The organism is Clostridium fessum (assembly GCF_003024715.1).
GTDB classification, from domain to species: Bacteria; Bacillota; Clostridia; order Lachnospirales; family Lachnospiraceae; genus Otoolea; species Otoolea fessa.
In genome coordinates this window covers 387,087-401,216 of record NZ_PYLO01000002.1, presented here as the reverse complement: position 1 = coordinate 401,216, position 14,130 = coordinate 387,087, and the positions used below count along the sequence as shown (strand labels likewise).

Below are 14,130 nucleotides of genomic sequence, written 5' to 3'. Positions count from 1 at the left end.
TATGAAGAGATTAAGACGTTTACTGATAAGTTTGATGATCACGGCACTGATGGCTGCCGGAATGCCGATGACGGCATTTGCAAAGCCGGACTGGCCCTCGGATACGGGGATCGAGTCGGAGGCAGGCATTGTCATGGATGCGGACTCCGGGGCGGTTTTATTCGGGCAGAACATCCATGTGCAGAAGGCACCGGCAAGTATCACGAAAATATTGACGGCGCTCGTAGTCATTGAGAACAGCAGTCTGGATGATACGGTCACATTTTCCCACGATGCCGTTTACAACGTGGAAGATGGCAGCGGAAACAAGAACGCCATCGAGGAGGGCGACACGCTTTCGGTGCGCGATTGTCTCTACCTGCTGCTGATGCGTTCTTCCAACCAGGCGGCGAATGCGTTGGCGGAGCATGTGGGCGGAAGCCGCGACGGTTTTGTGAAGATGATGAACGAGAAGACGGCGGAGCTTGGCTGTGAGAACAGCCATTTTGCGAATCCGTCCGGTCTGAATGACGACACACAGCTCACTTCGGTGTATGATATGGCGCTGATCGCATCGGCGGCGTATAAAAATGACACGCTTTTAACGATCAGTAAGGATAAGAGCTACCGATTACCGGCGACGAAGAACAATCCGGACGGTGTGACCATCCAGCCGGAGCACAAGCTTCTTATCACGACTGACACAGAGAGTCCGAACTATTATCCATATGCGGTAGCCGGAAAGACCGGTTACACATCGATTGCCGGGCAGACGCTTGTTACCTATGCGATCAAGGATGACAGACGCCAGATTGCGGTCACGATGAAGAGTACGCAGGCGACCCATTATCAGGATACGATTGCATTGCTGGATTTCGGCTTTCTACGGTTTGAAAATGTAAATATTTCGGAAAATGAGACGGCATACACAAGCGGCGATCAGCCGGTGCAGATCGGAGACAATAGCTATCAGCCGTCCGATTTATCGATGGATACGTCGGCAGTCATCACGATCCCGAAGGATGCTTCGTTTGCGGATGCGGAGAAGACGGTGGTAACGGATCTGCCGGAGGATGCACCGCTGGGCGCGGTGGCACTGCTTTCTTACAAATACAACGACCGCAAGATCGGACAGGTGTATCTGATCAGCGCATCGGCGGCAGAAGCGGCAGCAAACGGGGAGACGGCTCCGGATGACGGAAATACGGCATCGGATCCGGCAGCATCCAATACAGGCGCGTCCGGAAAACCGAAGCAGGCGAAATCTTCGTTCCACCTGATCCTGCCGAAACTTCCGAAAGTATCGGTGAGAACGGTGCTGATTGTGGTCGTCAGTGTGCTTCTGGCAGCGGCGTGTGCGGCGCTTGTATGGTTGTTCTACCAGCGTCATCAGGAAGAAAAGAGACGCCAGGAGGAGCGGAGAAAACGGAGAAGACAGCGTCTGCAGGAGATCGGCTGTTCGCGGGAAGAGTTTGAAAAACTGCTTGAAAAGCGGATGGGCGCGTCCTACAGGGCGCCTGGCACAGCGGATGCAGATGAGAGCACAGAGCAGGCGGAGTCTGACATGGATGTGCGATCTGGTTCAGGACAGGTTCCGGCGGCAGATGCAGCCGCGTCCCGGCTGGCAGAGAGTGGAAAAGTAGGAACTGGTTCCACGGAAAAGAAGCCGCTGAAAGAAAAACCTGCACAGAAAGAGGCAGAGGATGCCAAAACACAGCAGGGTGTGCAGGAGGATGACACAGAGCTTACGGTTGAGGATTTGGATTGACAACCTGGATGCGCTAAATGGCGGTAAAATGGTCCAGATGGATTGTTTACGGGAAATTTTGGAAAGTATGAAGATTTTTTGAATTTTTCTAAAATGACTACAAAAACAAAAGGCGATATTATATAATAGCCATGCGGTTCGGGCTGGTTCCGGCTGTGAATGAGTGAATGAAGGGATAGAAGAACACGATGAAAAAACTTCTGATAATGATGGTTGCGTGTATGGCGCTGCTCAGCGGATGCACGGAGAGTACGATTGTAAAACCGACTTCTGAGACGGTAGTCGGAGATCCGAATTTTGAGACCCAGGAAAATGTTGAGATCGACTGGACACAGGTCAGCACGGACGCGGAAGACATGTTTAAGGATACAAGTACCTACGAGTACGGCCGCGATTTCCATTTCTATATGGAGCCGAACAAGAAACAGATCATGCTGATCTGGGTAGTGGCAGATGATCTGCCGGATGATCAGATAGGAACCTATGCGGAAGATTTAATCAAGGGATTCAACGACATTGTCCACACCCAGGACTTCTCGATTGAGATGTCCGGTGAAGATTCCTACGGCGGACTGTGGAAACAGTATGCACTGTCCTACAGCATCGTTCCGGAGAGCGACCAGGATAACGAGGACGCATGGTTTATCAGTGGTTCCTATGAGGCTGGCGCAGATTTCAAACTTCCGGATACCAAAGAGCTGATTTCCAAGGTGAAAGAGAAAGAAGCAGCAGGCGAGTACGATACGACTGAGGCGGAGGAAGAGACAGAGAACGCAGAATAAGAGGTTGTCTGCACAGACACGGGATATTTTCTGTGTATAATTAAGAGAAAAGTGATCAAAAAAGCTGTCATATGAGAAACAGATGAGTGTTCTTCATATGACAGCTTTTATTTACCAGGAACCGAAGTACGTGTTTTCACTCAACAGGTAGTCCGCTGTGATAAGACTCATTCCCCAGTTCAGCCAGAAGCGGCGATAAATCCTGTTTATCTAACGGCATGTTGTCTGTGACGGCGCTGTTTAAAAGCGCATAGACACGGCTGCATTTGTCCAATGTTTCATGGAAGAGATCAACAAACGATGCGGTTGAGACGCGGGTCGGATCCCACGGGTTGCCCCATGCTTCGTGGTTTAGGTTACAGCTGCTCCGGTAGTCGGTTACGGAGTCCGTTACCATTTTCGCGGAAGCAACTGGGTGGTTGACGAAGATGGATTCGACCTGTGCAATGCCGAATTTTTTCTTGCCGTTCTTGTCCGAGAGTGTCCGGCAGCCGAAGCGCAGCGCCCAGATGGAGCGGTGCACCATCGCCGGAGTAACCTGGAAGTTGTTGCGGTAGGTGATCGGATAATAGGTTTCGTTGATGCAGGAAGCCAGGAAATGGGAAATAAACTGGATTTCCTGTCCATTTAGACAGATCGTGGCGGTCTGGTTAAATTCAGACGGCTTCTTTTTTTTATATTTCCAGAGCAGGATCGCGTCGAGCTCATTTTCCAGATGTGCGTGCATCCCGTGATGCATGGAGGTCGGGGCATCCACCGGATAGCCGATGCGCCCGTACACGTAAGGATGACAGATCGAATCGGCAATGTAATGGTTCATAAATCCGGCCAGATAGGAGATGGCTTCCTCCTGCTGCTGGCGCGAGCGGATAGTTCCAATACGGCGCAGACAGCACTCAAAAAAGGCGTTTACCTTGTGTTCGTGCATATAGGAACCGACGTTGCGGTAATCGCGGTGGCGCAGGATCGGGATATTATAGAAAAACATATCCGGTCCCTGCAGACCGAGCTGGTAGAGCCAGCGGTATTTGGCGATCGTGTGTTTTAAGGGTGTGAACGGCATATCGTTGTATGCTTTCATGCCGAATATATAGTGCGTGGTAAAACCTGGCATATTGTTTTCATCCTTTCCAGAAGGACAGAGATTTGGAAATTTGTCCGCCTGTCCGATATGCTTATTGTAGCACTGCCGGTCTGGTTTGTCATGGGGTTTGCGGATGTTTACAGAAAGTGTAAGAAAAGGTGGATGGAAAGAGAGTTCTCGTAAGGCAATATCACGGCTTGGAGAATAAAATATCATAGTAAATCATAAGATTGGTTTGATAGAGTGAAAATAGATATAGAAAGGTGCTCGGATGGAAGCGCTCAGAATCGTACAGAAAATGGTGTGGGGACCGTGGCTTCTGGGACTGTTTCTGGCGGTTGGAGTCCTCTGCATGGTGCGTCTGCGGGGATTTCCGATCCGTCATATCAGAGTCTGGTGGGGAGAGACGGTTGGGAGCGGCGGGAAAGGACAGCTTTTGACGACCTGCACCGCGCTGGCGGCGACGGTCGGAACGGGAAATATCACGGGCGTGGCAGCCGCGTTGGCGATCGGTGGTCCGGGTGCTGTGTTCTGGATGTGGGCGGCGGCATTTCTGGGGATGGCGCTGGCATATACGGAGGTTTATCTGGGAATTTTGTATGGGGGCGGACCTTATGCCTATCTGGAAAATGGGGTTGGAAGCTGTTTCGCTGGAAAATGCTATGCCCTGTTTTGCGTGCTGGCGTCGCTTGGTATGGGATGTATGGTACAGGCGGGGGCGCTGGCGGATAGTCTGCGCTATGCAGCGTCCCTGCCGCCGCTTGGAACCGGTATCATACTGGCAGTTTTGACTGCCGTGGTGCTCTTTGGCGGGGCAAAACGCATCGGATGGACGGCTTCGGTGCTGGTACCGGTATCGGCGGGGCTGTATCTGCTGGCAGGTGGAATCGCCGTGTTCAGCTTTTATGATCAGATACCGGAAGTATTGGGGAACATTGTGGGCGGGGCATTTGGACTGGCAGATAATGCAGGACAGACGGCTGGAAGCAGTATTTTGAATTTTTCAGGAATTTCGGGCGGGATGACCGGGTACGGAATGGCAGCGGCGATCCGGAGCGGGGTATCGCGCGGTGTGTTTTCCAATGAGGCGGGCCTGGGGAGTCTGGCGGTGCTACATGGGATGAGTGAGGGAAAGGGGAGGCTAAGACAGAGGCAGGAAGCGCAGAAACAGGGAATGTGGGCGATTTTCGAGGTGTTTTTCGATACAATCATAGGGTGCAGTCTGACCGCTTTTTTACTGCTCTGTGTATTTCCACACAATCTGACCGAGAAGATCGATTCCCTGGGCGGCAGCGGCGCGGTGGCGGCGGCTCTGGCAGCCCGTTTTGGAAATGCAGGCGGCATAGTGACGGCGGCGTGTATGGTGCTGTTTGCCTTTGCCACGATCCTTGCCTGGTTTTACATCGGCGATCAGGCACTTGGATGGCTGATGCGGGGTGTCCCACAGAAGCGTGCCGACAAAATATGTATTTTGTATCACGGAGGTTATCTTGCCTCAGTCTTTCTCGGCTGCGTCAACCGGATGGAAGCCGTCTGGGCGGTATCTGATATTTTCAATGGGCTGATGGCGGTGCCAAATCTTGCAGCGCTGGTGCTGCTTGGCAGGAAGGTACGAAGACCGGAACGGTGAGAGAGTTGAGAAATTCAGATACAACAAAAGACCTCTCCAGCAGTGAGAGGTCTTTTGGTATTGAAAAAGGGAGGAGAGCTGATATAAACTCAGCTCGGTATTATGAAAAAAATTTGTAAGCATTGCTTGTTGCTATGGTTATAGTATAGGGAAAAATCGTGAAGAAACCATGTTAATTGTGTAAAAGGTTTTTTAATGAAGTGTGAACGAAATATGAACGCGGAACATGGATTCTATGATTACGATAAATATATCTTATGTTCGGAGGATCGAAAATGGCAGCCTGGGCAGGAAGCGCAGATATTTTGCGTGCTTCGTCTGTCAAGACTGCCATAAAAAATACGGGTATAAAGTGTGTCAACAATCCTTATTCCGCTTTTTTAACTGATAAAACGGTTCCGCTGAATGCATCCACTTCACTGACGGTTCCCGTATACGTTACGGTAACTTTATCCCCATCTTTTACATCAGAAAGCCCGTCCGGTTTCTGATCCTGCTCGAAGCTGAATTCATAATCGGTTCCGTCGGCGGTGATCGTAAACATAAAGTCTTTGATGTCGCTGATCGTACCAGTCATTGTGGACTGTTTTGCATCGGCAGTTCCTTCGGATGGAAGAACGGCGTCTTTGGCGTCTTCTTTTAAATCATCCATCGGGCTGCTTTCGTCCATGCCATTCGAGCTGGACTCGGAGGAGGCGGACTGGGACGATTCATTAGCAGTCGGTTCATTCACGTTTTTGGAAGAGCAGGCGGTTGCGAGCGAGAGGATCGCAGCCGCGCCCAGGATAGCAAAATATGTTTTTTTCATAGTACATTACCAACCTTTCTTTTGACTTAGTTTGCTCACAGATGTATGATGCAGGACAGATGATGATTCCTGAGCGCAACATTCATCTTTTCGCATAGAATGTCCATTTCGACATTGTGCTATACATCTTAAGCCATAAATGTGAACGAATTGTGAGGAGAAACTTACGAAATGTAAAGAAAATGGACAAATATGGAACGAAAAACAGTCGATTTTCGAACGTTCTTATGGTATAATGTGACCACTTAATGAGGTATTTTTTAAAATTCAGGAGGAAACATACATGAAAAATCCAGTTGTTACCATTGAGATGGAAAATGGTGATATCATGAAGGCAGAGCTCTACCCAGAGATTGCGCCGAACACAGTCAACAACTTTATCAGCCTGATCAAGAAGGGCTTTTATGATGGTCTGATCTTCCACCGTGTCATCAAGGGCTTTATGATTCAGGGCGGATGCCCGAATGGAAACGGTATGGGCGGTCCAGGGTATACCATCAAGGGTGAGTTCAGCCAGAATGGGTTTACGAACAATTTCAAGCACACCAAGGGCGTTCTCTCTATGGCGCGTGCGATGGACCCGAACTCCGCAGGTTCCCAGTTCTTCATCATGCATGAGACTTCCCCGCATCTGGATGGTCAGTATGCATCCTTCGGGAAGGTAGTTGAAGGTCTGGATATCGTGGACAAGATTGCCGGTGTCCGCACCGACTGGGGCGATCGTCCGCTGAAGGAGCAGAAGATCAAAAAGATGACCGTTGACACCTTTGGCGAGGAGTACCCGGAGCCGGAAAAAGGAAAAGAAAGATAATCTATGACAATCGAACGAGAAGTAACCATTGCGGGACAGACATACCCGGTGATTCTCTCCGATGAAAACGAAGCTCTTCAGGCTGCGAAAGCAGCCGGGAGAGCTATTGTTGGCTTATGGAGGGAAAATGAGGAAAAACAGCCGACCGACTATTCATTTTGCCTTTACCTTATTACAGACCCTGAAGACGCCGATGAAACATTCCTGGAACGCGTCGTCCGCCGCCATCTGGCTCTCCCGTGGTTCATCGCGGAAACCGACCGCCTCATCATTCGTGAATTTTCCCAGGACGATCCGTTGGAACCGGCATCCGCTGAGGATGCCGACGGAACTTTTTCTGATTGGAACAAACGCGAGGAATACCGGAAACACCAGTACCGCTTTGCCGAGTGCGGTTTGTGGGCGCTGGAACGCCGCGCGGATGGTGTGCTGGTTGGAAAGGCGGGGCTGACGGACGGAGAGCTGGGATATCATATTTATGAACCGTTCCGCCGTCAGGGCTATGCGCTGGAAGCCTGCCGGGCGATTGTGAAATACGGGTTTGAAACGTTGGAGCTGGATAAGATCCGGCTTCGCACGAAGCGTTCCAACACGGCTTCACGGATATTGGCGGAAAAAATGGGATTCATTCAGGTACCTTCATCTTGCAAGGATTCTATTGTATTTTGTATGCAAAAAGGATATAATAGCTTGTATACAAAATAATGAAAAAATACAATCTAGTGTGATTACACTAAGGGAACGATGGGAGGAATGACCGATGATCAGGCATCTGGAGCTGAAAGCATATGGAAAGATCAATCTCGGTCTGGATGTAGTCCGCCGGAGAGAAGACGGCTACCACGAAGTGCGGATGATCATGCAGACGGTGCGCGTGTACGACGCGATCGAACTGAACCGGACGGAGGAAGAGGGAATCCGTCTTTCAACGAACCTTTATTATCTGCCGGACAATGAAAATAACTTAGGTTACCGCGCGGCGAAACTTCTGATGGATGAGTTTGGAATCCGAGACGGTGTGGAGATCAAGATGAAGAAATTTATCCCGGTGGCAGCCGGGATGGCAGGCGGCAGCAGCGATGCGGCCGCAATCCTGTTTGGTGTCAACAAGATGTTCGGACTGGGGCTTTCGAAACAGGAGCTGATGGAGCGCGGCGTCCGTCTGGGGGCGGATGTGCCGTACTGTATCATGCGGGGAACGGCTCTTTCGGAGGGAATCGGGGAGATCCTGACACCGCTTCCGCCGATGCCGCAGTGCCGCGTGCTGATTGCCAAACCGGCGGTCAGCGTTTCAACGAAGCATGTGTACGAGAGCTTAAACCTGCCGTCTCTGGGTGCAGAGGCGCATCCGGATATTGATGCGATGCGGGCGGCGATCGAGAAAAAAGACCTCTCCGGCGTCGTTTCACAGCTTGGAAACGTGCTGGAAACGGTGACGATCCCGGAAAATCCGGTGATTCAGACACTCAAAGATAAGATGATGGAGATGGGCGCGGACGGCTCTCTGATGAGCGGAAGCGGTCCAACCGTATTTGGCTTGTTTACGAACCAGACGGCGGCGCAGGCGGCGTATGAGGAACTCCGCTATGGCAGCAGCCAGGATCTGGCGAAACAGGTATACCTGACTAGTTTTTACAACAGGAAGGGGCACGCAGATGGGGAACAATTTTGAGGTTAAAATGAATGAATATCTCCCACTCAGGGATGTGGTATTCAACACACTCCGCCAGGCAATCTTAAAGGGAGAGCTGGCACCGGGCGAGCGCCTGATGGAGATTCAGCTGGCACAGAAGCTGGGCGTCAGCCGCACCCCGATCCGTGAGGCGATCCGCAAGCTGGAGCTGGAAGGACTCGTTCTGATGATTCCGCGGCGCGGCGCGGAGGTGGCGCGGATTTCGGAAAAAAGCCTGAAAGATGTGCTGGAAGTGCGCCGTTCGCTGGAGGAACTGGCGATTGAGCTGGCGTGCCAGCGCATGACGGAAGAAGATATGCAGGCATTGGAAGAAGCACAGAAAGCATTTAAAGCGGCGATTGATCAGGGCGATGCGATGAAGATCGCGGAGACGGACGAGGCATATCATGACGTGATCTACCATTCGACCCGCAACAAGCGTCTGGTGCAGATTTTGAACAACCTGCGTGAGCAGATGTACCGGTTCCGTCTGGAATACATCAAGGACGAGGATAAACGGCAGATTCTGCAGTTAGAGCATGAAAAAATATTGGCGGCACTGCGTCTGCGCCATATGGCGGAGGCAAAGGCGGTAGCCAGGGGGCACATAGATAACCAGGAAATTACGGTACTTAAGAATTTAAAGGAGCGGAAGGAAGTATGACATTTAAAGAATTGTACCTGTCCGGTCAGATTCCATTTGAGGAAATCGATCGCTACATTTCCCGCTGGAATCGGTCGGATGATGAGCGGACACTGGCAAAATATCTCGGTCTCAACGCCGATGAGGAGGATGTCTGGATCGATGACAGCGACGAGGCGCTGAAAGAGATGCTGGATAAAAGAGAAAGGGTAGCCGGTACGCCGGTTACCCTTGGAAAGACGGATATTATCATCAATAAAAATGGATTTGGCGCGCTGCCAATCCAGCGTATTTCTTTTGATGATGCAAAGGTACTGCTTCGCAAGGCGTATGACGCGGGCGTCCGTTTCTTTGATACGGCACGCTTCTATACGGATAGCGAGGAGAAGATCGGTTATGCATTGAGCGATGTGCGCGAGCATATCTATATTGCGACCAAGACAGCGGTAACGACGGCGGAAGGCTTCTGGAAGGATCTAGAGACGAGTTTACATAACTTAAAAACAGACTACGTGGACATTTACCAGTTCCACAATCCGGCAGTCTGTCCGAAGCCGGGAGACGGAAGCGGTCTTTATGAGGCGATGCTCGAAGCAAAAGAGCAGGGGAAAATCCGTTTCATCGGCATCACGAACCACCGCATGAGCATTGCGGAGGAGGCGATCGAGTCGGGGCTTTACGATACCTTGCAGTTCCCATTTAATTATCTTTCCACCGAGCGGGAGATCGCGTTGGCGAAGGCCTGTGCGGAGCACAAAATGGGATTTATCGCAATGAAGGGTCTGTCGGGCGGTCTGCTGACCAATTCGGCTGCGATCTATGCCTATATGGCACAGTTTGAGAATGTACTGCCGATCTGGGGTGTACAGAAGGAAAGCGAGCTGGACGAATTTTTAAGCTACATCGGCAATCCACCGGAACTGACGGACGAGCTGAAAGCTGTTATTGAAAAAGACCAGAAAGAGCTGGCAGGTGAATTCTGCCGGGGCTGCGGCTACTGTATGCCGTGTCCGGCAGGAATCGAGATCAACAACTGTGCGCGTATGTCCCTGCTTCTGCGCCGTTCTCCGTCAGCGAGATACCTCTCCCCGGAGGGACAGGCGAAGATGAAGAAGATAGAGGACTGCCTGCATTGCGGACACTGCAAGTCGATGTGCCCGTATGGTCTGGATACGCCGAAGCTTTTGGAGGAGAATTATAAGGATTATAAAGAGGTTCTTGCAGGGAAGAGACTGTAAAGAGAGGATAAATGCAAGAGGCATTTTTCCGTTACTGGGCACGTATGCGTGAACAGTAACTAGAAATGTGGTGAAATAGACCAGGGAGGCGGAAACAATGGATATAAATCAGAAACAGAAAGAACGTCTGGAGCAGCAGTTTGCATTTATCCGGGAGATAGATAAGGAGAAATTTATCGGTCGCCAGACGTATCTGACAGACGGCGAGCGGAAGGAAAATGACGCGGAGCACGCATGGCATATGGCGATCATGACGGTGCTTCTGGCGGAGTATTCCAATGAGCCGATCGATGTGCTGAAAACGGTTACCATGCTTCTGATTCACGATCTGGTCGAGATCGACGCCGGCGACACATATGCCTATGATGAGGAGGCGAAGAAAACCCAGCGGGAGAGAGAATTAAAGGGTGCAGAGCGCATTTTCGGAATGCTGCCGCCGGATCAGGGCGAAAAACTGCGCGCTCTCTGGGATGAATTTGAAGCCGGGGAGACGCCGGAAGCACGGTTTGCGCATACGATGGACAACATCCAGCCGACGATGCTCAATGATGCTTCCAAGGGAAAGGCGTGGGCGACGCGCGGCGTGCACCTGAGCCAGATTCTTGGAAGAAATAAGAATACCGCCAAGGGCTCGGAGACGCTGTGGAACTATTCCTATGAGAATTTCATCACTCCGAGCCTCCGGGAAGGAAAGATAAAAAACGACACGTTACCCGAAGAGTAATCGAATTGTCGGAGGAAGCATGAGCTTTATCCGGCAGACTGCTGTCAGCGGAAACGGCGTGCGTGGCTGTTATTTTTGAGTTCGAAGAAGATTCTGTCGGTTCGGTGGTTATTTTGGAAGCTGAAGCTGTTCCAGAACATTCCGAGTGATTGGAGCAAGTCATCGGGTCAGCTTTAGAGGAAATCAGAGCAGTATCTTTCTTGTTTACATCAAAAATGATATGCTTCTTTTGCGACAGCCAGTTCATATCGTTATCAAAAATCAGAGCGTCAGAGACGGAATCGGCGCTCTGATTTTTTGAGTTTTCTTCCGGCATGACACCTCCGGACAGGGCGGGCGGCGGATAGAGAACACCCCACCAGTTGTCGATCACATGAGTCTGCAGGATCGGCGGGGCGATCGCGTACGCCAGGACTTCCGGCTGAATCTGGTTTCTGGTAAAACTAAGAAGAGGCAGGCAGAAAAGCAGAAATAAGAGCATGGAACATAAGGCGAGATGCGGGAGTGTTCCACCGTATAGATGGGAAGGTTTACAGGAACCGGTGGAAAAATGGCGGCATTTATTGGTGACAGGTGGATGAATCCTGGATGTGGGTGACGGACAATTTTCAGGATGGAACGAAATCATTTGATTTATCATAATGGCTCTCCTTTTACTGAACGAAATGTTACTGTTCACAGGTAGGCACTTTTGGAACCGAAAGTGCCGTAAGAAAACGTGGTGGCAGCAGGAATTTGCCGTATTTAAATGCGAAGCCACGGCAAATTCCGTTACTGGGCACGTATGCGTGAACAGTAACAACGAAATCGAATCTTCTTGTCGCAAGTATTGACAGTTATGGTATAATTTAAACTATATTTTGGAATAGCATTCCGGCGCGTGGTGAAGCAGAAGCTTCCCACACCCGGCAGAAAGGCGGATATTATGAAAAAGAGTGTACTTGTGGTATTTGGCGGACAGTCTTCGGAACATATTGTTTCATGTATGTCGGCAATCAATGTCATTAAAAATATAGATACAGAGCGCTATGATGTAACCCTGATCGGCATTACCGAAGAGGGAAAATGGCTGCTGGTTGACTCGGTCGAGCAGATCGAGGATGAGAGTTGGAGAAAGAACACGACGACCGCGATCCTTTCCCCGGATGCAACGGAGAAATCCGTGATCGTCCTGAAAGATGGTAAGGCGGAAATGATCCGCATTGATGTGGTATTCCCGGTTCTGCATGGACTCTGGGGAGAGGACGGCACCATTCAGGGCATCTTTGAGCTGGCAAAAATCCCGTATGTCGGATGCGGTGTGCTGGCGTCCAGCGTTTCGATGGATAAAGTGTATACAAAACAGATTGTTGACCACACAGGCGTGCGCCAGGCGGCATATGAGCTGGTCATCCGCAAAGAACTTGAAAAGATGGATGAGGTTGTGGCACGCATCGAGAACCGGTTCTCATATCCGGTATTTATCAAGCCGTCCAATGCAGGTTCTTCCAGAGGTGTCAGCAAGGCGTCGGATCGCGAAGAGCTGATTGCAGGCTTAAAGGAGGCGGCGCACCATGACCGCAAGATTCTGGTTGAGGAGACGATCGTCGGCCGTGAGATCGAATGTGCGGTCTTTGGAAATGGCACAGAACCGGTCATCGCTTCCGGTGTTGGCGAGATTCTGGCAGCAGCCGATTTCTATGATTTTGATGCGAAATATTACAACGCAGAGTCCAGAACCGTGGTAAATCCAGAGCTTCCGGGCGATGCGACCGAGCGTGTGCGTCAGGCGGCGAGACGTATTTTCAAGGCGGTAGATGGCTATGGTCTGTCGCGCGTCGATTTCTTTGTGACGAAGGACGGCGAGGTTATCTTCAATGAGATCAATACCATGCCGGGCTTTACCGCGATCAGTATGTACCCGATGCTCTTTGAGGCGGCCGGAATCCCGAAGCCGGAGATGGTGACAAAGCTGATTGAACACGGACTGAAACGCTACGAAGCCTAGAAATAAATAAAAATGTTTCAGAATCCTGAAACAGTGTGAATGAATCTGCTTTTGGACGTTATATGATTCGATATACACAGATGTTCGGGAAAGAATGGAGACATGACCATAAGAATTTTACCGAAAGGAAGGTAAACATGGATAGAAATGCCCCGATCGGAGTTTTTGATTCAGGCATCGGCGGTCTGACGGTAGCCCGTGAGATCATGCGTCAGATGCCGCAGGAGCGCATCGTATACTTTGGAGATACGGCGCGCGTTCCATATGGAAGCAAATCGCAGGAGACGGTGCTGCGCTATTCCCGCCAGATCATCCGTTTTCTGAAAACACAGGGAGTCAAGGCGATCGTGATTGCCTGCAACACGGCCTCGGCGTGTGCACTGGAGACGGTCAAACAGGAATTGGATATCCCGATCATCGGGGTTATCTACGCGGGCGCGCGCACGGCCGCCGAGGCAACCCATAATGGAAAGATTGGCGTGATTGGAACCGAGGCGACCATCCGGAGCGGTATTTATACCAGAGAAATGCAGAAGCTGCGCCCGGATATTGAGGTCATTGGAAAACCGTGTCCGCTCTTTGTGCCGCTGGTGGAGGAAGGACTCTTCCATGATTCGGTAACAGACGAGATTGCCTCCCGGTATCTTTCTTCGCTGAAAGAAAAATACATTGATACGCTGGTTATGGGATGTACGCATTATCCGCTGCTGCGTTCGACGCTGCACCGGCTGATGGGTGACGAGGTGACTTTGGTAAATCCGGCATATGAGACGGCAGTTGAACTTAAAACTCTGCTGCGGGACATGGATCTGACACGCAGTTCGGAGGATCTGGAACGTTTTTCGGAGGAAAACAGCCGCCGCGCTGCTGCCGGGGAGCCGATTCTTGACCAGTATCAGTTCTTTGTCAGCGACCGGGCGGAGAATTTCACGCGTTTTGCCAAGGCGATTCTGCCAAAAGAGGTAAAAGACACGAAAAAGATTAACATTGAGGAGTATTAAAAT

14 protein-coding genes are annotated in these 14,130 nt (G+C 50.8%); 11 read left to right on the top strand and 3 right to left on the bottom strand.

Going from position 1 to position 14,130, the window contains the following annotated elements; all coding sequences use genetic code 11:
- Position 1 precedes the first annotated feature (1 nt).
- Both C7U56_RS06860 and C7U56_RS06855 read left to right on the top strand, forming a co-directional pair.
- Positions 2-1,747, top strand: a complete 1,746-nt coding sequence (locus tag C7U56_RS06860; protein WP_107000690.1) for a D-alanyl-D-alanine carboxypeptidase family protein — start codon at positions 2-4, stop codon at positions 1,745-1,747.
- A 188-nt stretch (positions 1,748-1,935) separates the two neighbouring features.
- The gene (locus C7U56_RS06855) at positions 1,936-2,529 is read left to right on the top strand and encodes a hypothetical protein (RefSeq protein WP_181357194.1); all 594 of its coding nucleotides are present in this window, start codon (positions 1,936-1,938) and stop codon (positions 2,527-2,529) included.
- 136 nt (positions 2,530-2,665) lie between these two features.
- Here C7U56_RS06855 and C7U56_RS06850 read toward each other — a convergent pair whose 3' ends face one another.
- Positions 2,666-3,643, bottom strand: a complete 978-nt coding sequence (locus tag C7U56_RS06850; protein ID WP_107000689.1) for a zinc dependent phospholipase C family protein — start codon at positions 3,641-3,643, stop codon at positions 2,666-2,668.
- A gap of 241 nt (positions 3,644-3,884) precedes the next feature.
- Here C7U56_RS06850 and C7U56_RS06845 point away from each other — a divergent pair, with 241 nt between their 5' ends.
- Complete coding sequence (locus tag C7U56_RS06845; RefSeq protein WP_107000688.1) at positions 3,885-5,243, top strand: alanine/glycine:cation symporter family protein; 1,359 nt, start codon at positions 3,885-3,887, stop codon at positions 5,241-5,243.
- Positions 5,244-5,610: 367 nt separating this feature from the next.
- Here the strand turns inward: C7U56_RS06845 and C7U56_RS06840 are convergent, their stop codons facing one another.
- Positions 5,611-6,051 carry a hypothetical protein gene (locus C7U56_RS06840; protein WP_107000687.1) on the bottom strand — a complete coding sequence of 147 codons (441 nt, stop codon included), beginning with the start codon at positions 6,049-6,051 and terminating at the stop codon, positions 5,611-5,613.
- 283 nt (positions 6,052-6,334) lie between these two features.
- Between C7U56_RS06840 and C7U56_RS06835 the strand changes: the two genes are divergently transcribed.
- The 6 genes from C7U56_RS06835 to C7U56_RS06810 all read left to right on the top strand — a co-directional run bounded on the left by C7U56_RS06835 (position 6,335) and on the right by C7U56_RS06810 (position 11,139).
- On the top strand, positions 6,335-6,862 hold the full coding sequence (locus C7U56_RS06835) for a peptidylprolyl isomerase (protein ID WP_107000686.1): 528 nt from the start codon (positions 6,335-6,337) through the stop codon (positions 6,860-6,862).
- A gap of 3 nt (positions 6,863-6,865) precedes the next feature.
- The gene (locus tag C7U56_RS06830; RefSeq protein ID WP_107000685.1) at positions 6,866-7,567 is read left to right on the top strand and encodes a GNAT family N-acetyltransferase; all 702 of its coding nucleotides are present in this window, start codon (positions 6,866-6,868) and stop codon (positions 7,565-7,567) included.
- 55 nt (positions 7,568-7,622) lie between these two features.
- On the top strand, positions 7,623-8,534 hold the full coding sequence (ispE, locus tag C7U56_RS06825) for a 4-(cytidine 5'-diphospho)-2-C-methyl-D-erythritol kinase (protein WP_107000684.1): 912 nt from the start codon (positions 7,623-7,625) through the stop codon (positions 8,532-8,534).
- Positions 8,518-9,198 (top strand): GntR family transcriptional regulator, encoded by a 681-nt coding sequence (locus tag C7U56_RS06820; RefSeq protein WP_107000683.1) that lies wholly within the window; start codon positions 8,518-8,520, stop codon positions 9,196-9,198. Before ispE ends, C7U56_RS06820 begins: the two co-directional genes overlap by 17 nt.
- Positions 9,195-10,415: an aldo/keto reductase gene (locus C7U56_RS06815; RefSeq protein WP_107000682.1), complete on the top strand. Its 1,221-nt coding sequence runs from the start codon at positions 9,195-9,197 to the stop codon at positions 10,413-10,415. Before C7U56_RS06820 ends, C7U56_RS06815 begins: the two co-directional genes overlap by 4 nt.
- A 97-nt stretch (positions 10,416-10,512) precedes the next feature.
- Positions 10,513-11,139 carry an HD domain-containing protein gene (locus C7U56_RS06810; RefSeq protein WP_107000681.1) on the top strand — a complete coding sequence of 209 codons (627 nt, stop codon included), beginning with the start codon at positions 10,513-10,515 and terminating at the stop codon, positions 11,137-11,139.
- Here the strand turns inward: C7U56_RS06810 and C7U56_RS15750 are convergent.
- The gene (locus tag C7U56_RS15750) at positions 11,084-11,779 is read right to left on the bottom strand and encodes a hypothetical protein (protein ID WP_146143913.1); all 696 of its coding nucleotides are present in this window, start codon (positions 11,777-11,779) and stop codon (positions 11,084-11,086) included. The two genes, C7U56_RS06810 and C7U56_RS15750, sit on opposite strands and share 56 nt — an antisense overlap.
- 282 nt (positions 11,780-12,061) lie before the next feature.
- Here C7U56_RS15750 and C7U56_RS06800 point away from each other — a divergent pair, with 282 nt between their 5' ends.
- Positions 12,062-13,126 (top strand): D-alanine--D-alanine ligase family protein, encoded by a 1,065-nt coding sequence (locus C7U56_RS06800; RefSeq protein WP_107001003.1) that lies wholly within the window; start codon positions 12,062-12,064, stop codon positions 13,124-13,126.
- 137 nt (positions 13,127-13,263) lie between these two features.
- Complete coding sequence (gene murI, locus C7U56_RS06795) at positions 13,264-14,127, top strand: glutamate racemase (protein ID WP_107000679.1); 864 nt, start codon at positions 13,264-13,266, stop codon at positions 14,125-14,127.
- Positions 14,128-14,130 lie beyond the last annotated feature (3 nt).